Annotated in this window: 11 protein-coding genes; 3 read left to right on the top strand and 8 right to left on the bottom strand. The window is 68.3% G+C overall.

Annotated features, from left to right (window positions below):
• Window positions 1-88: 88 nt before the first annotated feature.
• Together BO221_RS13555 and BO221_RS13550 are read right to left on the bottom strand one after the other, a co-directional pair.
• Entirely contained in the window at window positions 89-835 is a 747-nt protein-coding gene (locus BO221_RS13555; RefSeq protein ID WP_233165982.1) for a DUF899 domain-containing protein, read from the bottom strand.
• A 49-nt stretch (window positions 836-884) separates the two neighbouring features.
• Window positions 885-2,102, bottom strand: a complete 1,218-nt coding sequence (locus BO221_RS13550) for a hypothetical protein (protein ID WP_073560881.1) — start codon at window positions 2,100-2,102, stop codon at window positions 885-887.
• Between the two features lie 260 nt (window positions 2,103-2,362).
• Between BO221_RS13550 and BO221_RS13545 the strand changes: the two genes are divergently transcribed.
• Window positions 2,363-3,001: a PQQ-binding-like beta-propeller repeat protein gene (locus tag BO221_RS13545; RefSeq protein WP_073560880.1), complete on the top strand. Its 639-nt coding sequence runs from the start codon at window positions 2,363-2,365 to the stop codon at window positions 2,999-3,001.
• A gap of 70 nt (window positions 3,002-3,071) precedes the next feature.
• Window positions 3,072-4,133, top strand: coding sequence for a hypothetical protein (locus BO221_RS13540; protein WP_073560879.1), 1,062 nt, complete (start codon window positions 3,072-3,074; stop codon window positions 4,131-4,133).
• A 101-nt stretch (window positions 4,134-4,234) separates the two neighbouring features.
• On the opposite strand, the gene BO221_RS13535 is transcribed toward BO221_RS13540, so the two are convergent.
• The 6 genes from BO221_RS13535 to BO221_RS13510 form a co-directional block, all read right to left on the bottom strand.
• Entirely contained in the window at window positions 4,235-8,854 is a 4,620-nt protein-coding gene (locus tag BO221_RS13535) for a molybdopterin cofactor-binding domain-containing protein (RefSeq protein ID WP_073560878.1), read from the bottom strand.
• Window positions 8,855-9,037: 183 nt separating this feature from the next.
• The gene (locus tag BO221_RS13530) at window positions 9,038-10,186 is read right to left on the bottom strand and encodes a J domain-containing protein (protein WP_073560877.1); all 1,149 of its coding nucleotides are present in this window, start codon (window positions 10,184-10,186) and stop codon (window positions 9,038-9,040) included.
• A 60-nt stretch (window positions 10,187-10,246) separates the two neighbouring features.
• The gene (locus BO221_RS13525) at window positions 10,247-11,407 is read right to left on the bottom strand and encodes a GRAS family protein (protein WP_073560876.1); all 1,161 of its coding nucleotides are present in this window, start codon (window positions 11,405-11,407) and stop codon (window positions 10,247-10,249) included.
• Window positions 11,408-11,592: 185 nt separating this feature from the next.
• A complete protein-coding gene (locus BO221_RS13520; RefSeq protein ID WP_233165980.1) occupies window positions 11,593-13,893 on the bottom strand; it encodes an AAA family ATPase in 2,301 nt (766 codons plus the stop codon).
• A complete protein-coding gene (locus BO221_RS13515; protein ID WP_073560875.1) occupies window positions 13,890-17,363 on the bottom strand; it encodes an AAA family ATPase in 3,474 nt (1,157 codons plus the stop codon). The genes BO221_RS13520 and BO221_RS13515 overlap by 4 nt, the downstream gene beginning before the upstream one ends.
• Window positions 17,360-20,713 carry an AAA family ATPase gene (locus tag BO221_RS13510; protein WP_073560874.1) on the bottom strand — a complete coding sequence of 1,118 codons (3,354 nt, stop codon included), beginning with the start codon at window positions 20,711-20,713 and terminating at the stop codon, window positions 17,360-17,362. Before BO221_RS13510 ends, BO221_RS13515 begins: the two co-directional genes overlap by 4 nt.
• A gap of 92 nt (window positions 20,714-20,805) precedes the next feature.
• On the opposite strand from BO221_RS13510, the gene BO221_RS13505 reads away from it, so the two are divergent.
• Entirely contained in the window at window positions 20,806-21,951 is a 1,146-nt protein-coding gene (locus BO221_RS13505) for a M48 family metallopeptidase (protein WP_073560873.1), read from the top strand.
• Window position 21,952: the final 1 nt, after the last annotated feature.

Raw genomic sequence — 21,952 nt, 5'->3', positions numbered from 1 at the left:
CACAATCTCTGGATGACCCGCGCTCGCCAGTATGGTTGCAATCAACCAACGTGACTGCATTCGACATCGCTGAGCGTCTTGTCATATCTCAGGGCGCATCGTACTTGTCGTGATGGCGCACCCACGCCATCCCGTACGGAAGCCCCTGCTCCTGGCGGCCGAGTGGCGTGAGATCCAGGTAGTTGTACGTGTTGATCAAGAGGTCGAGGCCGCGTGCGTACGTCGAGTACGTGTGGAAGATGTCGTTGCCCTCGCGGAGGAACACACTGAGGCCCGGTGCCTCCGACCCCGAAAAGGGCTTCTTCTCGTAGTTGTATTCTACAGCCCGCGCCGCGACGTCCTCGGGACGGAACGACACGTGGTAGTCGTAGTTGAAGTCCGTGCCCGACGAAGAGAGCCAGCGGAACTTCCAGCCCATGCGCTTCTTGAAGCCTTCGAGCTTCGCGAACGGCGCACGCGAGATCGCGGCGAACGACGTATCACGCGCCGAGAGGTGAACGAGGGAACCCTCGAAGTTGTCAGCGACGAAGGAGCAGCTCTTGCATCCCTCGTCCCAGCTCGGATCGAACATGAAGTGGTACACGATGAGCTGGCGCTTGCCCTCGAAGAGCTCGGCGAGCGAGCGCTTGCCGTTCGGCTCCTCGAAAAGGTAGCTCTTCTCGACCTTCACCATCGGAAGCTCGCGACGCGCGGCGCTCAGGGCGTCGCGTTCGCGCGTGAAGGCCTTCTCCCTCGCGAGCAGGGCCCTGCGGGCCTCGACCCACTCCTCACGCGTGACTACGCTCCTTCGCGTCTCCTGATTCGTCTCGCCCGTGATCATGCTCGCCTGGCTCATGATGCGACTCCGCGCTTTCGGGCGGCACTCTTGCCGCCACGGGAGTGATCTATGTCTGGGGCACGAGACCGAGGAGTAACATTCGTGACGCGATGGGGGTTCCGGGCCGCGTATAGCGCACGTCTTTTCCCCTTCCCGTCCGGATCGCACCGCCGCTCGCCACCAGAGCGCCGAGCGCCCGCTGCGCGGTGCGCTTCGAGACACCGGCGTGCTCCGCCAGACCTTGTGCCGACCACGACGCACCATCGCCGAGGAGAAGCGCGATGCGTGCGGCCTCGTCATCCGAAGGTGGAAGAAGCACGACCACCTCACGCGCCGACGAGAGCGTGTAGCCGTCCGGCGTGGCGATCGGCTCCGCCGCGAGCCCGGCCATGACCTTGCGGAGCCGGCCGATCTCGACACGCAGCCTCGCCCGATGCGAAGCGTTGACCCGGCGCACGTCGAAGGCGCGTGCCACGAGCTCGTCTCTCGGCACGGAGGCCGGCCAGGCGCGGCCGAGGACGAGGAGCAACGCGAACAACACGGGCCTCCTCGCGAGCGGGCACTTGAGCTGCCCACCCATGACGAGGCGCCGGCACGCATCGACGAGGAGAAACCCGCCGCGAGAGCTCTCCTCGATCGCGAAGAGATCGGCCTCGTGGAGGACGCCTCCGCGCAGCATCCGAGCGACGGGGCGTGAGAGCTCCTGCTCGAGCGCGGCGAGGGCACGCGCGAGCAGGTGATTCGGTGCTCCTTCGAGCGCACGGCGAGCGCGGGAGAGAGCGTCGCGTGCATCGGACGTTGCGATGGCACGGAGACAGATCTCCGCCTGGGCGAGCAAGGCGCTCGCGCGCAGGTCCGGCGCGAGTGCCGTGGCCATGACGTCCTCGACGACACGGCGGGCCTCGCCGAGGCGGCCGAGCAGGACCTCGGCGCGCGCGAGGACAAGGCGCTGCATCGCCGCATTGCGTGCATCACCGAGACGGGCGAGCTCGTCAACGGACTCCTTCGCGGCTCGTGCGGCGAGCAGGGGATCGCCCGTGCTCAGCGCGATCTCGACGAGCGCTGCTCGTGCGCGTGCTCGTGTCAGCGGCTCGTCCGCGATCGAGATGGCTCGCTCGAGCGACGTCCTCGCCAGCTCGAGATCGCCGATCTGCGCATAGGCGATTCCCCTGAGCGTGAGCCCGAGCGAGCCCTCCGTCCGCCCGACGATCCCGAGCGCCCTCAGCGGCTCGCCGCTCGCGAGCGCGCGTCCGGCTTCAAGCAGGGCTGTAGGAGCGGATGGCATCCTCCGAGGATCGCCTGGAGCGGCTGACTTGTCATCGGGCTCCGCGTCACGAATGTTACTCCCGGGTCTCGCCGCACGTCCCTAGGGTTTCCTTGGAGCCGACCGAGGAGAAACCGTGTGCCCCGCTTGTTTGACATCCCTTGCGATCACCGCCGCCACGACGACAGGAGCTGGCGCCGCCGTGGCCGCGCTCGTGGTACGAATCCGGCGATCGTTGACGAAAGACCCACAACCCGAGTCCAAAGCCCGAGAGTATTGCCATGAGCGCGTCGAAACGCACCGCTGAGATCGTTCGCGAGTACCTGCCCTTGGACGACGCGCAGATCCATGGAGTCACCTTCGACGGGAATCTCGTGTGGTTCGCGCGCGACAACGAGCTCGTCGCGTTCGATCCGGAGACGGAGAAGGTCGTTCGCCGTCTTCCGGTTCCGGCTGCCGATGCGGGCACGGCGTTCGACGGCGAGCACCTCTATCAGCTCGCTCACGGAGAAATCCTCGTCATCCAGCCAGCGGACGGCCGCGTCGTCCGGAAGCTTCCCGCGCCGGCCAAGGGCCATGACAGCGGGATGGCATGGGCGGATGGTCATCTCTGGATCGGTCATTACGACGGCTCGAAGATCCACAAGGTCGATGCGAAGACCGGTGCGATCGTGAAGACGCTCACGTCGGATCGCTTCGTCACCGGCGTGTCGTGCGTCGAGGGATCGCTCTGGCATGGCGCGAGCGGGGACGGGAAGCCGTGCGAGCTCCGCCGCCTCGCGTCCGATGGAACGGTGGAGGAATCCCTGGCTGTTCCCGTGAAGACGATCGCGGGAGTCGAGGGAACGGGAGACGGCAACTTCTGGTGCGCCGGGGAGAAGGGCAAGCTTCGCCTGGTCCGTCGCAAGAGTCAGGACTGACGAGGACGTCTTCTCCGCCAACGGCTTCAGCGGAGGTTGCTACGGGAGCGGGGGTAAGGTAGCAGGCACAATGCTCTCCATTCGATCTACCGTTCTCTCCTGCCTCGTCGTGCTCGGTTTCGTCGCCGGTTGCGGCGACACTTCTCTCCCCTGCGACCCGGTGGAGTGCGACAGCGCCGGCGTCGAGCTGTGTGGCGGCTCCTGCGTGAGCATCGAGAACGACCCGAAGCACTGCGGTGGTTGCGACAAGGCCTGTGCGACAGGCGAGGCTTGTGAAGGCGGCGTCTGTGTCGCGCTCTGCCAGATCGACGGCAAGCAGGTCTCCGCCGGAGCGGTGAACGCGGCGAATTCGTGCGAACAGTGCACGCCAGCAACGTCCGCGACCGCGTGGACGCAACGCGCTGACGGGACGCCGTGCAACCCGGGACAGGTGTGCTCGGCTGGCATGTGCGCTCCCAAGTGCTTCATCGACGGCGTGGTCTACGCCGCGGGTGCGCCGAATCCGGCGAACGCCTGCGAGACGTGCGTGCCGGCGACGTCGACGACGCAGTGGACGGCCCGCGCGAGCGTTCCGCTGCTGGTCGGCGGCGAAGACATCACGGCGCAGGGCTGGACGGCGATCTCGCAGACGCCGAATACGCTCACGTACGGCGCGGACTACGTTCGCCTCCAGACGTCGACGAACAGCGGCGGGCGGACGAGCGGGCAACTGCTCATCGCGAGGGCGAACGCGCTCGACGCAACGAAGCCGTTCAAAATCCACGTGACGATGCAGGTCGAGTCGGTGAACACCCACAACACGTTGGACAGCGGCGCGGCCATCCTGGGGAGCTTCACGTCGCCGGCCGGCAACACCACGGATCGTTCGCAGCTGATCTACCTCGACAGCGGTGCGATCGGCTGGGCGGACGACACGCAGTCCGCGGCGTTCCCGGTGACCGACGGCGCATATCATGTCTACGAGCTCGCGGTGGACGCGGCGAAGGTGGCGACGGTGAGCATCGACGGCGTCGCGAAGCTCACGCGGAACAACTTCACGACGAACGGCACCATCGCCATCGGCGACCAGACGAACGACCCGAACGTCGACGGAGCGGTGCGGATCAAGTCGGTCGAGCGGCTCTGTCCATGAAGTTCCGCATGGGGCTGGGCTACGGCATCGTCGAAGCCCAGCCCTGAGCGGGAGGTGGTTGGATGCGCCGGCGCGTCATGCGCCGGCGCGCCGTGCCCGGCTCACGGCTTGAGGTCGTTCAGGCTCACCTCGCACGCCTTGCGCACCTCCTGCACGGTGGCGGGCGCGTCGAACCGGAAGAGGCCGCTCAGCTTACGCTCCACGCGCGAGGTGCGGATCGCCGCCTTCACCGCGAGGAACACGCTGGTGGCCAGCACCAGCGGCGGCTCGCCGACCTCCTTCGAGGAGAAGATGCCCTCGGTGGCGTCCTCCGGGACGCCCGCCAGGTTGCGCGGGAAGAGGTACACGTTGAGCTCCAGCGGGATGCTGGTGGTCGCGGGCGGCTTGTAGCGCCAGGTGTTCAGGGAGTTGAGGCGGCCGGCTTCCTGGCCGTCGGGCTCGAACGCCAGCTTCTCGGACAGCACGTAGCCGAGGCCCTGCACGAAGGCGCCTTCCACCTGGCCCACGTCGATGGCCGGGTTGAGGCTCCAGCCCATGTCGTAGACGAGGTCCGAGCTGAGCACCTTCACCTCGCCCGTCAGGATGTCCACCTCCACCACCGAGCACGCGGCCGAGTAGGTGAACCCCACGAACGAGTCGAACGCGCCGGGATAGGCATGCTCCTTGTCGATCAGGGGGTAGCCGGGCAGCACGGGTTGCTGCTCATACGGCTTGTAGGTGACCACCGGCACCGGCGTCTCACCGCCCCGGATGGGCGCGGTGAAGGTGGACACCAGGCTCACCCGGTACTGGTAGGCCAGCGCCACCAGGAACTGCCAGATGCGCTTGGTCTGCCCGTTGACCGTCACCGTGGCCATCCACCCTTCTTGCCCGTGGTTCCAGAAGTCGATGCCCTGGTTCACGCACCAGTCGTTGCCCTGCTCCGTGCGCAGCTCGTAGGCGAAGTCCCGCAGGCGCGCGGCGAGCTCCTGGCACGTGCGCTTGACCGCCTCGCCGTTGTAGGCCGTTCCGGTGGACGCGCCAGTGCTGGACGGGTTGGGGGTCACGAGCGTCTTGGGCGCCTCCACCTGGATGTACTCCAGGGGCACGTTCAGCACGTAGGCGGCGATCTGCCGGACCTGCGTGAGCAGGCCCTGCCCCATCTCCACACCGCCCTGGTGGATGACGATGCTGCCGTCGCCCTGGAACACCGAGACGACCGCGGCCGCCTGCTCCAGCATCACCAGGTTGTAGCCCGAGCCGTACTTGACCGGCATCATCGCCAGGCCGCGCTTGCGCCAGCGGTTCTTCGCGTTGAACTCGTCGACCTCGCGGCGCTTCGTCGCGTAGTCACACTTCTGCTTCAGGTAGGACCAGACCTCGCGGATGTAGCAGTACGAGAGCGCCTGGCCGAAGGGCGTCACGTCCCCGCGCTCGTAGAGGTTCTTCTCCCGCACGTCCTCGGGCAGCATGCCGATGGCGTAGGCCGCGTCATCCACGGCGTTCTCCAGCATCAGCTTGCCCTGGATGTCGCCGAACGCGCGGAACGCGGTGCTCGGCGCGGTGTTGGTGCGGCACACGTCGATCTGCGTCTCGAAGTTGGGGATCTGATAGGCATTGTCCCCGCGCGCCTGGATGCAGTTGGAGACGATGAACGAGCAGTCGTAGAACGCGCCGCCGTCTCCCCACATCTTGTTGAGCAGGCCGCGGATACGCCCCTTGTCCTTGGAGTCCACGTCGCCGCGATCGATGGCGATCTGGTACTGGGAGAAGTAGGCGTGGCGCTTGCCGATCATCGCCGTGTCCTGCTCGCGAGAGAGGACCAGGCGCACCGGCCGTTTGATTTCATGCGCGGCGATGGCCGCCGCTCCCACCACGAAGCGGGTCTGCTCCGTCTTGCCGCCGTAGCCGCCTCCCACCGGGGGGACCTGCACGTCGATGCTGTTGTAGCGAGCGCCCAACGCCATGGCGGTGGTCTGGTGCATCTCCATGGGGCTCTGCGTGGAGGGCCGCACCATCATGCGCCGGCCGTCCAGGGGCTCGGCGATGGCCGCCTGCGTCTCCATGTAGAAGTGCACCTGGCCGCCGCACGCCTGGGTGCTCTCGACGACCTGGCAGGAAATGCCGTCCAGCGTCGCCTGCCGGTTGACGATCGTCCGGTCCACCTGCTGCTCGGGCTTGTTCTTGGGGGTGACCCAGCCAAACCGGCTGCCATTGCGCGTCACCTTCCAGACGTGGGTCACGAAGGCGGCGGCTTGGGGCCAGTCCGGGTAGATGCTCCCCAGACGGATGGCGTCCTCCAGGCTCAAGATGGGCTTGGACCACCACGAGGGCAATGGCCTGTCGTCTCCCTGCGGTGGCGGGACCGGGCCGTAGGAGACGCACGTGTCGGTGACGTACTGGGCGATGCGCTCGGCCAACTGCTCGGTGTCCGCGAGCACCAGCGCGATGGACTGGCCCACGTAGTCGACCCGCCCCTCGGCGAAGATCGGCTGGTCGGCGCCCATGCCCTGCTTGTTGATCTGCCCGTGCTTGAAGACCTCGCAGGTGATGAGGTCCACGAAGCCCTCGTAGCGGCTGGAGAGGTGCTCGCGCAGCTCGCTCGTCTCGCGCGCCTTGTCGCTGCCGGGGATGACGAATTGGAAGCCGGCGAGCGCCCGCCGGCTCTGGACGAAGGAGGCATTGACGGTCCGCGGGGGGACCGGCAGCTCATGGGTATAGTGCAGCTGCCCGGAGGACTGCTCCATCGCGGTGATCTTGATGTACGGCTGCGAGACGGGAGCCTTGTAGTCCTGGATCGCGTACTCCTGGATGCCGTCGCTGACGGGCCAGTGGCCCCACGTGATTTCGCCAGCCGAGCGGATGGACGGGGGAACGGCGACGCCGCGCTCGTCCATCGCGTTGACCGCCGCCTTGTAGAAGAAGGCCGTGGCGAGCTGCACGCGGTACTCGTCCGTGAATCCCTCCGAGGGCAGGCCCTTCATGCGCGGGGCCCAGCGCGCGAGCTCGGCGCTCACCTCGGCGGCCAGGGTCTTGGCCAGGGCCGGGAGGGAGGCCAGTGACAGCGGCTTGTCCTGCAGGGCCTTCTCCGTCTTCCGGGCGCGCCACGGATAGGGAGCGACGCCGCCGAAGACGAGCACCGCCACGTCCACCTCCATCGTCTTGGACAGGCTCAGGCGGCTGGTCGCGTTGAGGATGCTGTGCGCGTTCACGTCACGCAGCGCCACCTTCTGGGCGAGCACCACCTCGTTGCGCTTGCCGAAGGGCAGGTGGTAGGCGAGCAGCACGAGGGAGTCGGCCAGCGCGGGCCTGGCGGCCACCCGCTCCACCAGCGCCTGGACGGTGGCGCGCTGGGGCTGGGCGTTCTCCCCCTGCTGCGTGTCCAGGAACTCGATTTCCGCGTCGATGGCGGCCAGGGCCGTGAAGGCATCCGAGGGGAACGGCTCACCAGTACCCTCGGCGATGTGCTTGAGCACCAGCATCGAGTTGCCGCCCAGCGACGCGGCGTTGCGCACGATGCGGCCGGCGGTCCGCCGCGCCATGAAGCGGGTGGCGCCCAACCGCGTCGTCTCCGAGTAGTCCGTCTCCCCATCCTTCCGGGCCTTCGCCTCGCCGCGCGAGAGCATCGTGCTCTCCAGGACGCGGATGAGCTCGCTGTAGTTGATGCCCGCCCCAACGCGCAGCCCGGTGTCCGTCACCTTGGGCGCCACGTTGAGCTCCGGGATGAACCGGACGTCCAGGAAGAGCTCCGTCTCCAGGTACTCCTCCTTGTAGATGCCGTAGGAGGTATTGGAGTGGACGAGGCGGACCTTCTTGCGCTGGTTCTCGCGCATGAGGCGGGCCAGCTCGGCCAGGCTCGCCGGGGTCAACCACCGGCGCGAGGTGTCATCCAGCGAGACGCCACTGGCGGGCGCCCGGGCCTCGGAGGGGAATGGAATCACCACGTTCGCCGTCGGCAGCTGCGACTGGACGGCATCATCGCCCAGACACTTCATCCGGTTCGCTTCGTCCTCCTTCGTCCAGTTGGAGGCGAAGGTCTTCATGCCGGTGAGGATGGAGCGGTAGCCCGTGCACCGGCAGATGTTGCCGTCGAAGATGTCCTCGATCTCCCGCTTGGTAGCCTTGGGGTTGTTCACGATGAACTCGGACATGTTCATCACGAAGCCCACGGTGCAGTAGCCGCACTGCGTGCCGTTGTTGATGGCCAGGCGGTGGGCCACGGGGTTGATACCCTCGTGCGAGAACTCCGAGGGATGTTCCGGCACCTCCTCGCGCAGCTTCGCCGTCAGGGCGGCCTTGGGCCGGGCCTTGTTGACCTTCCTGATCACCTCGAGGCGCTTGGCGTTGGCCTCATCCTGGGCGTTCACCAGCGCGGGCGGAGGCGGGAGCGCCGACTGCGGCACCGCGGCGGCCCGGAAGTAGGTGGCGGAGTGGCTCAGGTTCTCGGGGTTGGGACGCCGCGCGGCACCGGTGCCCTCCACCGTCGTCACCACCAGGCCCTCCAGCGCCAGCACCGGACGCAGGCACGAGTTGATGGCGCGATGCTCGGCGCGATTCTTCTTCTCGTTCCAGTTCGAGAGGATGACGGTACAGCCGCCGCAGCCGCCCTGGCCGCAAGGCTTCTTCGGTCCCGCCAGGCTCACCTCCGGAGAACGGAGGTAGTCGATCAACAGAAGATCCGGAGATGGCTCCTCGATCGTGACCGCCCTGCCATTGAGGAAGAACGACACCTGCTTTGTCATGAAGCCCCCTTCGGTGAACGAGAGGGGGCGAGGCTAGTTCTCTGCTTCTGATGGAGCAAACAGGACGTTGGTTTTTATTTGCGACTGTCTCCAACATTGGCGGACGCCTGACCGTCACGGCGCGTGGATCCTCTTGGCCATGCTACCGCGCGCCAGAGCACAACCCGGAGCCATGACCCACCCTTACGCGGACCCTCTGTCCGCGCGCTGGCGCAGCTCGCTCCACGCTTGATTGATCTTGCGCGTTTCCTCCGCGGCCAGCGCCTGGAGCTTCGGCCCCAGCTGCGCCACCTTGTCCGGGTGGTACTGGGTGATGAGGGCCAGGTAGGCCCGCTTCACCTCGGCCAGGGGCGTGCCCGGAGCCACGCCGAGCACCTCCCATGGGCTGCTCGGAGCGGGCCTCGCGGCGGCGGGCGGCTCGGGCTCCTCGGGTTCGGGCTCCTCGGGCTCGGGGGGTTCCTCTTCCTCGAGCGGCCTGGCCCCGAGCTCCTCCGCGCACACCGTGCACAGCAACAGCTCTCGGGCCCCCGGCAGCGAGTAGTCGCCGAAGCAGTCGCCACACACCATCCGCCGGCAGTGCTCGCAGCGCGCGGCGCAGTCGACCTGATCGAGTGAATCCGTGCACGAGAAGCATTCCTCGGGCAGCGGAGCCTCCTCGCCACACGCGGTGCAGAAAGCCCAGGTGGGCTCGAGCTTCGCCTCGCACCCCACGCACACGGGCGCCCCCTCCTCATTGGAGGGCCGCCAGCGCTGCGCAGTGGCGCACCAGGGGCAGTACGGCATCAGCCATGCCACCCTGCCCTCACACCCGCGGGAACGGCAGTCGAAGTCGAGTGCATAGCCCTCGGCGGACTCCTGGGCTTCGTTCTCCTCCTCGAAGGACTCGCCGCAGGCCCAGCAGGCGTTGAAGGCCTCGTGCGAGGGAGCGCCACACGCGTCGCAGCTGGGGTTGCCGTGCTCGGCCTCCCATTCCAGCTCCAGGCCGCAGCTGGGGCAGCACCGCATCCACCGGATCGCCTGAGGGTGCGTGCAGGCCGCCTGCGCCGCCCGCCTGCGCCGGCCCGGGGGCTCGGGGAAGGACGGGGTCCCGCCGCGAGCCGCGAGCGCATCCCACAGGCAACTGGCACAGGCCTGCCTCCGAGAGGCCCGAGGCCTCTTCGTGCCTTCGGGGCTCGCGTTCTGGAAGAGCACCTCCACATCCGGCGAGCCCGAGCGCAGGCAGTGCTGGCACACCTCATCCCCACAGAGCCCGCAGCTGCCCGCGAGCCGCCGGCCACCGAGTCCCAACAGGGCGGGCGTCAGGACCTCCAGGCAGCTCGGGCACACGGACATGGGCGCAGTATACGCCTGAACCCGAGTGATGCCCGGTTCATGGGTGGACGGCTCACTCACTCACGCGCCGGCGGGCCTGGCACAGAGGATCGTGACGAGCGACGTGCCCGCACCGTGCAAGGTGACGTAGCCGCGGTCGACGGTGATGGTAATGGCCTCGTTCGAGTCCTGGAGCAGCGATGAGGGGGGCGGGCTGATCGCGAAGCCGGCCCGTTCGAGGCGCTCGCGCCAGTGGTGGCCGCTCTCGTAGCGTTCACAGCGCTCCTCCTCGTCGGGTCCGAGGATGTCCTCGATCTCCCGCGCGATCATGCCGAGCTTCAAGAGAAGTCTGTCCCCCTCGGGGATGTCGATCGCGTCGATGTGCTGGAATACCCCCAGGAAGTAGTCGTAGGTATTCCCGGTCCGCTCGGGGAGCGGAACGGTGTTGAGCTCAGCGTCCGTCTCGCTGATGACGAGGGAGCGGGGCCGCCAGCGACGCAGGCGCTGAAAGAGCCGATCGCGGACGTCCGGATCCGCGTCGTCGTGGCGAAGATGGTGCAGAGCGAACGTGGCATTGACGACGCGTGTTCCCTCGAGGCTGTCGAGCAGGGTCCAGTCCTCGTGCGTCAGTGCCTCCACCTGTTTGTTCAGGGAGATGAACCTGAAATCGATTCCCCACTGCTCCGCGGCGGCCGAGAGATTCCGCTGTGCATTCGCGAGGGATGGCGCACTGAGGTCGAGCCCCACCACGACGAGACGCCGGGGCGCGGCCTCGCGGGTGCCGCACAGGTGGATGAGGCCGGCGAGCTGCTCGCCATTTCCGATTCCGATGTCGAGGATGACCACCTGCTCCTGGGATGAGACATGGGGCAGCAGGAGCTCGTTGGCGAGGGGATGGGTCATGGAGATCATGGGCACATGCTCCCGGAGGAGGGAGTAGAGGCGCATGTGCTGGAGCTCGTCCTCGCGCAGGTACAGATTGCCGGCGTAGGTCCGTGCGCCTACCGCGCGCTTGCGGAGTGCCACCGCGATGGCACCGACGAGCTGATCCTCGGTTCGTTTCATGTCGAGCGTCTGGAGCAGATCGTCGAGCATCCGGACGACACCTTCGCGCTGTCCGCCCTTCTCGATTCGCCCGGCAATCGCTTGGAGCGAAGACTTGACGGAGGGTCCGCGCCAGCTTCCATGCGGCGCCGGGTACACCGGGTTCTGTCTGAGCGTCACTGCCTGGGCCTTGGACATTGCGTGTCTCCCTTGGGGGAGCTCATGAGCACGCAACGTGCCAGGGCCGTGGATGACCCTGGCTCCAGAGAGACACGCGCCCTGGCCGGTGCCATCACCCACTGACAAAGTGTGCCGGAGCCGTGCCAGCGGGTGTGCCAGAATGTGCCAGCGGCCCGGGAAGAAGCGGCCCGGCGCCCATGGCTTCAGTCTCCGAGCACCGTCGCGACGGCCCGGTACTCCGGCCGCAGCATCCGCTCGGCTTCCGTTCCGGCCACGACCACCGGGAGCATCGCGCCCTCCAGCCCCGCCTCGGCCGAGAGCTTCACGGCGATGGGTGCCATCACCTTCGCCTCGATGAGCCGCTTCAAGGGCCGGGCGCCCAGCTTCGGATCGTACCCGTGGCGCGCCAGCCAGGCCCGCGCGTCCGGCTCCACCACCAACCGGAGTCTGCGCCGCAGCAGTCCCGCCCGGGAGGCCGCCTTCTCCAGCTCCAGGTCCACGATCCGCAGCACGTCCGGCTCCGACAGCCGGCGGAACGGGATGACGTGGTCGATGCGGTTGAATAGCTCCGGCCGGAACGCCTGCCGGATGGCGCGCATGAAGTCCTCCGAGCCGCGCTCGGCCCCGAAGCCCGTGGGTTCCGATTGCTCGACGCCGAGGTTGCTCGTCATGCACACCACCGTCATCCGGAAGTCCACCAGCCGCCCGAGGCTGTCCGTGAGTCTCCCCTCCCCCAGGATGCCGAGCAGCAGATCGAACACCTCGGGGTGCGCCTTCTCGAGCTCATCGAAGAGCACCAGCGACATCGGCTGCTGCCGCACGCGCTCGGCGAGGCTGGTGATGCCAGGACCCACCTCCATCAACCGCTGGGCCGAACCGGGCTGCATGTACTCGGACATGTCGAGCCGGATCATCCGGTCCTCGTTGCCGAAGAGCGTGCGCGCGAGCTGCTTGGACAGCTCCGTCTTCCCCACTCCCGTGGGCCCGGCGAAGAGCAGCGTGCCCACCGGCTTCTCCGGATCGTTCAGCCCCGCCTTGAAGCGCGCCAGGACTCCCGCCGCCTGCTCGCAGGCACGCTCCTGGCCGATGACCCCCTGCTTCAACTGCCCCGCCATCGTGGCCTGCTCGGCGGGGATCTCGTCACTGATGAGCTGGAGCGGCAGTCCCGTGTAACGCGCGTAGGCCTCGGAGGCGTCACGCGGATAGAGCGTCCGGGCCTTGCCCGGCTCGCCCTGCTGCTCCAGCCAGTCGAGGAAGCGGAAGGCCTTGCCCGGAAACAGGCTGTCGCGCTGGAACGTCTCCAGGTGCCCGACGAGCTGCCTCAAACCCAGGGCATGGATGCTCACCCGGCTGCGCTTCGCCGCCTGGTAGCGCAGCATCAACTCCGGCACCTGCGAGGCCGGCGGAGGCTCGATGCGGATGATGCGGAAGGGCCGCAGCGACTCCGGGAAACGCCGCTGGCAGCGCTCGAGCTCGGCCTCGGTGCACTCGGCGATGAGGGAGATCTCCCCGCTCATCGCCGCGGGCAGCAGCAGATCACCAATGGACGAGCCGTCCGGCTGGGGCGCGAGGATCGACGTGAGCCGATCCACGTAGAGGTAGTCGTTCTCGTACGAGAGCGCGTCGACGATCTTCAGACAGCGCTCCTGCCACATGCCCAGGTACACCATGCCGGCGACGATGCGCTCGGCGCTGGTGCGCCAGATCCTCGGCAGGTTCGCCTTCTTGTCCTCGCGCCGCTGCTCGGCGATCAGCCTCGCGAGCTTCAGCACCTGGCTCGTCTTGCCGGAACCCGGGCCCCCCACGAGCAGCAATGACTGAGGTGGCTGACGCTGCGCGTGAGCGAGCCAGGAACGCATCGACTCAGCGTCGTACACCAGTGCCGGCTGCCTCCCGCCCAGGGCGCGCGAGGTCAACTCCTCACTGATCTGCTCGAGCACCTCCGGCGGACGCTCCTCGCCCGGGCCACGCCGGTTGTCCCGTTGCAGCCAGCCGAGCTCCCAGCTGCTCACGTACTCCGCGCCCTCGTGGCGGAATTCGTACAGCCCCTTGGGCTTCTCCCCGAGCAGCACGGTGGTGAGCGCGTTCTGCAACACCTCGCGCGCGATGGAGAGGTCCTCGAGCACGAACGACCAGCCGAAGCGCGGCACCCGGATGCGCCAGGCTCCGCTTTCCAGCTTCCCGTAGACGTACGTCAGCTTCAGCGGGATCAGCACCTTGGCGATCACCGGCCGCTTCTTGTGCAGGGTCTGCGGATGGATCTCCACGGTGATCGTCCGCGCCTCCAGGTTCTCCTCCCAGAGGAACCGCTCGAGCCCGGCGGGGTTCTCGAGCAGCATCAACCGGATGCGGGTCTCGAGCAGCGCGTAGATCTCCGCCTCGCTCTTTCCGTAGGCCGAGGGCGGAGGCTCATCGAAGAAGCTGTCCCAGACCGGCAGGAGCTGTCCGGTGAGCCGGCCATCGTGGTGGGTGGTGAAGTAGACGCGAAGGCTCTTGTCGCTCATGGGGTCACCCGCTCGCTCATCCGCAGCCGCCACAGGGCCGGCAGGGCCTCGGCGGGAGTCCTCACCCGGTGGCTGCCGCTGTGGGTCAGCAGGTAGTCATCCAGCTCCAGCACCGACACCGTCCCCTGACGGGCGGGCGGCTCGAAGCGGTAGGCACGGACGACGGGAGCCGCTGCCTCGGGATCCTCCGGGAGCGGACGCACGCCCTCCTGGCGCGCCTTGTGGAACGCCTGGAGCTTCACGGCGTGCAACGCGAGCAGTTCCGCGGGCGCCGGCGCGTTCGCCTCGTGGACGCGGACCTTGACGATCTCCGGGAGCCGGCCCGAGGACTGCCACACGTGCATCCCGGCCTCTCCCTCGAAGAACGGCCGCACGCCCGGGCCCACCAGCTTGATCGCGGCGTGCACGGGCTCCTGTGCGGACAGGTGCAGGAATTCCCGGAGCTGCCGGGCCCCGCCGGACACCACGGCCCCACCGGGCAGGTGCGCGGCGAAGGACTCGATCTCCCCACGCGAGTGCGCATAGGCCGAGCAGAGCCATCGCGAGAGCAGCGAGCCGGTGGACGCGCCCTGACGCCACTGGCCGAGCGGGAGCAACTCCAACATGACCACGTGCTGATCCGCGCTGGAAATCCCCCGGAGGATGCGTTGCAGGAAGAAGACCTCCGACAGCGCATCGAGCATCTGCTCCCGGGAGACGGCCTTCACCGGCTCGAGCGCGCGCCGGGAGAAGAGCCGGATGCGCGTCCCCTGCGACCAGCGGTCGACACCCACCCGCTCCACGCCGAAACGCTCGGCCTCGATCATCTCCCGCTCCGCCTCCTCGGGAGCGCGGGCGAGCAACTCCAGTTGCGTCGCGAAGGCTTCCAGGTACATGCGCATCGCATCGAGCGTGAAGAGCGACTCGGCGTGCTCGTGCTCTCCCGCCCGCAGGCGCTCCAGGTGGAAGCGGACCTGGTCGGACAACGCACCGAGTGCCTCGCTCTCGCGCATCCCCTGCACCACCTCGCGCAGCTCGAGCATCTTCTCGCGCAGCCGTGCGATGGGGAGCGACAGGAGCGGCTCCAGCGCGAAGCCCTGGGCCACGGGCTCCCGAGGAATGAGCGCATCGGCCTGCACCTCGAAGCGGCCTTCCCGGGTGTAGAGCTGGAACAACCGCATGATCGCCTGAGGTCCCCGGATGATGGCATCGGAGAGGACCTGCCCGACCTTTTCCTCCAGGTAGCGCTTCAACGGCCGCGCGCCCAGGTGTGGATCGAAGGACTCCTCGACGATGCGCCGCTTCACCGCCTCGTCGGCGGCCACGAAGATGTTGCGAGAGACGAGCCCGTGCCGGGACAGCAACCGCGCCAGTTCCTTCTCCACCACCTTCTCACCCACGTCCCGCGACAGCGGCGAGAAGTGCACGATGCGGTCGATGCGGTTGAAGAGTTCGGGCGGGAAGAACTCGCGCACGGCCCGGTCAGCATCCAGCTCCAGGGCGCGAGCGTCCGGTGCCCCGAGCCCCACCGCCGGCTTACGCCGGGCCCCGAGGTTGCTCGTCATCACGATGACGGTATGGGTGAAGTCCGCCGTCTCGCCCGAGGCATCCGTCAGCCGGCCCTCGTCGAACGTCTGGAGCAGCAGGTTGAGCAGCGAGGGGTGCGCCTTCTCGATCTCATCGAGCAACACGAGCGAGAAGGGCTGCTCGCGGATGAGGCGCGTCAAGCGGCCCTCGGGTTGCCAGGCGTCGCCCGTGAGCCGCGCGACGGCATCCGGCGTCTGGAACTCGCCCATGTCGAGCCGCACCAGCCGCGACGCATCGCCATACAGGTAGCCGGCCAGCGCGCGGGCGAGCTCCGTCTTTCCCGTACCCGTGGGGCCGGTGAACAGAAAGACGCCATAAGGCCGCTGGGGATCCGTGAGCCCAGCATGGATGCGCGCGACGAGATCGCATGCCACCCGCACCGCCTCCGGTTGTCCCATCACCTTGCGCGACAGGGCCTCATGGACCTCCTCCGGCACCAGCCGCTCCTGGGGGCGGAGGAGGAAATCCGGCAGGCCCGTCCTGCGTGAGAGGTGAGCGAACAGCTCGCCAACGCCGAGCTCCCGGCCCGGGCTCCCCTGGTCCGTGGCCAGCTCGCGCAGCAGATCGAGCGCCTTGCCCGGAAGCGCGGACCCGGAGAAGAGCGTACCGGACTGCTCCAGCAGCACCGGGAAGAGCGGAGGGGACCAGGCGATGCGGTGTTTGGACTCCAGCTCGCGCGCCTCGTGCAGCAGCATCCGGAGCGTCTCGTCGGCGCGGGTGGAGCGCACGTGCACCTGGGTGAAGAGCGCGGCGAACGACGGGGCATCCGTCTCCAGCCGCTGGAGCTGCTCGGGCGTCACCGTGCCGGCGAGCGTGATCTCCCCACGGGAGAGCGCACCCTGGAAGAAGAGCGCGAGGTTGGTGTCACTCTCCCGCGAGCGGCCGATGCGGCCGAAGGCATGCAGATCCTCGACGAAGAGGATGCGGCGCCCTCCCCTCGTGTCCTCGAGCACCTTGAGGCAACGCTGCTCCCAGTCGCCCACGTAGCTCATGCCGGCGATGAGCCGCTTGCCGGCGATCGACCAGACCTCGGTCACCTTGTCCAGGTTGCGGTGGGTCTGGAAGCCCTCGGCCTCGAGCTGCTCGGCCACGAAACGCTTGAGCAGGGTCCGCTTGCCGCAGCCGGGAGGACCCACGAGCAGCACGGGCGTGCGCCGCTCGCCTCCGAGCAGGAGTTGGAGTTGCTCGCGGTAGGGGCTGCGCGGCATGCCGGTGTCGAGCGTGCCCTCCGCGGCCTGGAGCGTGAGGTTGGTCCCCAGCTTGTGCAGCACCTGGGTGCCGCCACCGGACTTCTTCTGCTTCTTCTTGCCACCACTCCGTTCCCGCCGGTCCTCGTCCTCCAGGTCGTCCCAGGGCCCCTTCTTCTTGCCGAGCGCGTCGAGCAGCGACTTCGGCTGGGCCATGAACGCGAGCGCCTTGAGGGTGTCCTTCCGGTTGGAGCGCAGCTCATCATGCTCGTGCGGCTCCAGCCCGGCCCAGGCGCGGGTGAAGAAGACCTTCGCCTGATCCTCGAGACTGGCGCCGGTATCGACCGGGAACCACTCGTGCTGGCGCGCGGGGTGGTAGGCGATGGTCATGAGCTCGTCACGCGTGCGCCAGCGCGGCTCGAGGATGAGGGGGAAGAGGCCGGACAGCCGTGGCGTCTCGGTTCCAGTGCGCACGCGCTTGAAGTCCAGCTCCAGCTGCACCCGCTCCAGGCGGATGCCTCTGGGGAGCTGGAAGTACGACAGCTCCTGGACGGGCAGCTCGCCGATGACGCTCCGGAGATCCTCCACGAGCTTCTGCTGGAGCTTGACGGTGCTCCGGCCCTCGCGGCCGCGGGTATGCGGGCCGAGCGCGAGCGTGGTCCACCGGTAGCCACCGGAGGCATCGCGGCTCTGGTACACGCCGATGGTGAGGTTCATCGAGCCGCCCCCCTCATCACGTCGAGCGCGAAGGAGAAGCCACTCTCGGGCTCGAAGGTCCCGGCGTGTTCGAGGAGAAGGATGTGTTCGAGCAGGATCTGTTCGAGCGCCTGGAAGTGCTCCCCGGGATCCAGCTGGAGCTTGCGTGCGCCATCGCACAACAGGAGTTCACCGCCGGGGACGTACTCACGAATGGCCGGCATCAGCCGCAGCTCCTTGATGGCCCGTTGTGCCGGAGGGGCGATGGCAGGCAGATCGAGCTCCTTCTGGAACAACTGGGTGGACATGGCCACGGGCCTGATCTCGACCTGGACCAGCTCGTCCTTCTCCGTGGGAGGGTAACGATGAATCCCGGCCTCGAGCGCCAGGAAGACCCCCGCGTTCGTGCCGCTGACCGAGAGCAGCACCTCCCGGAAGCCCCGCGTAGGCGCGGCGAGCTCCTTCCGGAGCTGCTCCGCGCTCAACGACTTGTCATCCCATTTGCGCTTGCGCTCGCTGCTCTTGTGGGTGACCGAGACACGGCCCTCGACCGTCCAGCCGCGCCGGGGCGAATCCTCGATCAGCGGCAGGAGCCAGCGCTCGAAACCGCGCGTCTCCCCCGCCTCCTGGAGGATCAACGTGATCTGGTCCCTCCGGGGCTGGAGCGCGAGCAACACGGACGGCATGAGCTGGCGGATGGCCTTCATCTGCTCGTGGGCCTCGTCCACGAAGGGAGCGGCATCCTGCTGCTCGAAGAGCGCCATCAACGCCAGCTCCTCGGCGGCCAGGAGTGAGGCGCGCAACCTCCGGGCCTCGCTCCAGAGCGCCTCGAGCCGGCTGTGCTCGTGCTGGAGCTGTCCCAGCGAGGAGGCCTCGGGCCCTCGCATCTTCTTCTGATCGCCCTGGGCGAGCTGGGCCACCAGGAAGTGGATCCGCTCCCCGACGTTCTCCACGGCATCCATCCGGAAGAGCGTGTCGATGACCCGCCGCTGCTTCTGCATGTCACGCACGAGGTCGAGCTGATTGCGCGCCGTCTTCTGACTGCCCTTGGACAGCTCCACGGCGATCCCGCCAGGGCGGGAGGCGATGACCACACGTCCGCCCTGGGCGTCGGGCCCGGCCTCGGAGAGCGCGCGGGCGATGGGGACGACGAGCTGCTGGTCCAGGTGCCTGCGCATGGCCCGCGCGCCATAGGCCTCCTGGTAGCCGGACATGGCGAGCGAGGTGGTGATCTCGGGAGGCACGAGGAGCGAGACCCCCCGCTGCATCAACCCGCGCCGTTGCCGCAACCGCTCCACGCCGAACCGGGCCACCTCCGCCGCCTGCTCGGAGGTGAGCGGATGGAAGGGAATGAGCTGGTCGATGCGGTTGACGAACTCGGGGCGGAAGTGCCGGTGCACCTCGCGCAGGTAGTACGAGGCGTCATCCACCGAGGTGGCACCGATACCCAGTGGGGAGCGGCGGTGCGCCACCCCGAGGTTGCTCGTCATGATGATGATGGCGTTGTGGAACCACGCCGTCTGTCCCCGGGCATCGGTGAGCCGCCCTTCCCCGCACACCTGCAGGAGCAGATCGAAGACGGCCGGGTGGGCCTTCTCGATTTCATCGAGCAGCAGCACGCAGAAGGGCTGCTGGCGGACGCGGCGCGTGAGCAACCCCTCGCCCTGGTTGTTGCCCCGGATGAGCCGCTCGGCGGCCCAGCCGTCCATGAACTCGCTCATGTCGAAGCGGAACATCCGCTCCGGCGAGCCGAAGAGGAACGTGGCGAGCAGCCGCGCCAGCTCGGTCTTCCCGACGCCGGTGGGGCCCACGAAGAGGAAGGTGGCCAGTGGCTTGCCCTGGGGTTGGAGCCCCGCCTTCACCATGCACAGCGTCTCCACGACACGGAGCACCGCCGTCTCCTGGCCGACGAGCTGGCGGCGGAAGTGCGCCTCGACCTCGCCCGCGAGCAGCGCGCGATCCTCGCGCAACAGGAACTCGGGGACGCCGGTCTTGAGGCTGAAGAGCGAGTACACGCGCTCGCGGGTGAGCAGGGGCACTTCGCCGGTGCCGGTGCGCTCCTGTTGCAGGCCCGCGCGCATCTCCTCGTACAACCGCACCGCCTTGCCGGGCAGCGCGCGGCTCGGCAGGTAACGCTCGGCCAGGTCCACGAGCGGATCCACCGCGTCGTCGGCCAGCGAGGACCGGCAGGGCTCCGCCTTCCGTTGCCAGACCGTCCGGGTCCGGAGCGCCTCGCGGGTCTGCCGGGTCCCCAGCGGCTCCACGCGCACGCGCCCGAGCACCGCGAAGAGGCCCGGGTGCCGGGTCTCGAGCAGATCCAGGGACTCCGGGGTGAGCTCGCCGAGGAACCGTACCCGGCCCTCCTCCAGGAAGGGCTTCATCGCGCCGGGGATGTCGATGTGCTCCGAGGACTGCTGCGCGAGCAGCTCGCCGAGGTTCTCGAAGTACAGGACCGCGTCGAGCTCCTGCGCCGCGCGCATCACGCGCAGCACGCGCTCCTGCCACTGACCGAAGCCGGACATGCCGGCGATCAACCGCGAGCCGCTCGTGGCGTACACCCGCCGCTCGCGGCCGGCCTTGCGCTCGGCACGGAGCCACGCGAGGAGCAGCTCCGTCTTGCCCACCAGCTCCGGGCCCACGAGCAGCACGCCCTGCCGCTTCTCGCCGCCGAGCAGGCCGGACAGCAGCGCGAGCTCGGTGTCCCGGGCGATGAGCGGCGGCCCGTACCGGGCCTCGTCGCGATCATGCAGCGGCGTGGAGACGGAGAGGAGCACCTGGTGCGCCTGCTCCCGCTTGAGCTTCTCCTCCAGCTTCTTCTTCGCCTGCCGGGCCTTGTCGCTCGCGTCCTGACGCCGGAGCGCGAGCTGGACGGTTTCGAGCGTCACGGACTTCGGAGGCAGCAGCCGCAGGTACTCATGCGCGGCCGGCTCCCGCGCGGCGAGCAACCGCTCCACGTCCGCGCGCACCGTCTCCCGGACGTCCTGGTTCCTGCCCACGTAGACCGTGTGATCGATCGCCGGGACGAAGACCCAGGTCTCCTCCGGGAGCGGTACGACGATGGTGGCCAGCTCGACGGTGACGGGTTTGACGAGGCGTTTGGGGAGATCGGCACGGGGCGCGAGGATCTCCAGCATCTCGAGCCGCACCTGCTCGGGGAAGGAGAAGCGGGCCAGCTCCTCGGGCTCCACCTTGGACAGGTGCTCCTCGAGGAACAGGCGCTGCTCGCCCAGACAGGCCTCGAGGGTGGGCGCGTGGCTCGTCAGGGTGGGCGCGGCCACGGGGAACACCTGGTGGTCTCCGTTCCAGAGCTGCTGGCAGACGAGCGGCGTGGAGAACTCGAGGGTCCCGGGGACGGCATCGGAAGGTGCCATGGGCCCGGCATCCTATGCCGCCCTCCCCTTCAAGGGGATGGGGTGAGTCAACCCTGATGAGGTACGCTGGTGGGCAGGAGGGGTCACGCACCATGTCGCACGTCAACCCGAGCAACTTCCAATCCGCGCTCGATCGCCGCTTTCGCGATGAGCTGCTCGCCAGCGAGGACGTCCAGCTGGCGCTGCGGGAAGTGAGCTCGATGCCGGGTGGGTTCGGCGCCGTCACGAGGCAGAGGCAACTGCTCTCGAACGCCTTCAAGCTGACGCACCCGGTGGCGCCGCGAGTCCTGGATGCACTGGCCGCCTGTAAGGAGGTCCTGGGCTACGAAGGACCCGTGGACGTGTTCGTCAACCCCGAGCCCATGATCCGGGCCGCGGCCGTCTACGCCCCGTCAGACACGCCCGCCATCGTCCTGTCCTCCCGGCTCCTGGAGGCGTTCCAGGAGGCCGAGCTGCGCTTCATCCTCGGGCACGAGCTCGGGCACCTCGCCTTCGAGCACTTCACCCTCCCCCTGCCGGCCACGGCCATCGCCTGGGACGAGGAGTCCGGAAGGTGCGTCTCCCCCGCCTCGGCCCTGGGGCTGTACCGGTGGAACCGGGCGGCCGAGGCCAGCGCCGACCGGGCGGGATTGCTGTGCGCCCGGGAGCTGGAAGCCTCCGCGAGCGCCCTGCTCGCACGGGTGAGTGGATGGACCTCCGGCTCGGTGAAGTCCGAGCTGCAGGCGGCGGCGCGCCATGTGGAGGCGCTCCTGTCGGATCCATCGGCCCGCGAGCGGCGCGGCGAGGGCGAGGAGGCACTCGGTGGTTTCCGCTCCCATGCCTTCAGCCCGTGGCGGGTGCGCGCGCTCGTGGCGTTCTCCAAGACGAGGACCTTCCTGAAGAACGCGGGCCAGTATGCGAGCGAGGAAGGACTGTCGGACGAGGAGGCAGACACCCTGTTGGCGTGGGAGCTGCGGGAGCTGGATCCTTCCTACCTGGAGAAGTCCGAGCATCCCGATCTGCTGCAATTGGCCCTGAGGACGGGAAGGCTCCTGCCCGTGCTGGAGCAGCTGTACCTGGAGAAGGCGACCCTGCCCGAGCGGTCCCGGCTGGTGCAGCACCTCACGCTGCGCAAGGCCCCGGACGGCGACGTGGACAACCTGGGTTACCTGGAGCTGAAGCAGTTGGCCAGAGCGCTGGAGGTGCCCTCGTGGCTGGTGGACGAGGCCCTGCGCGGCGCCAGCACCCCCTTGGATTGAG

The sequence above is a fragment of the Archangium sp. Cb G35 genome (assembly GCF_001896145.1).
Lineage (GTDB): Bacteria > Myxococcota > Myxococcia > Myxococcales > Myxococcaceae > Archangium > Archangium violaceum.
This window is presented reverse-complemented; position numbering and strand designations above follow the sequence as displayed.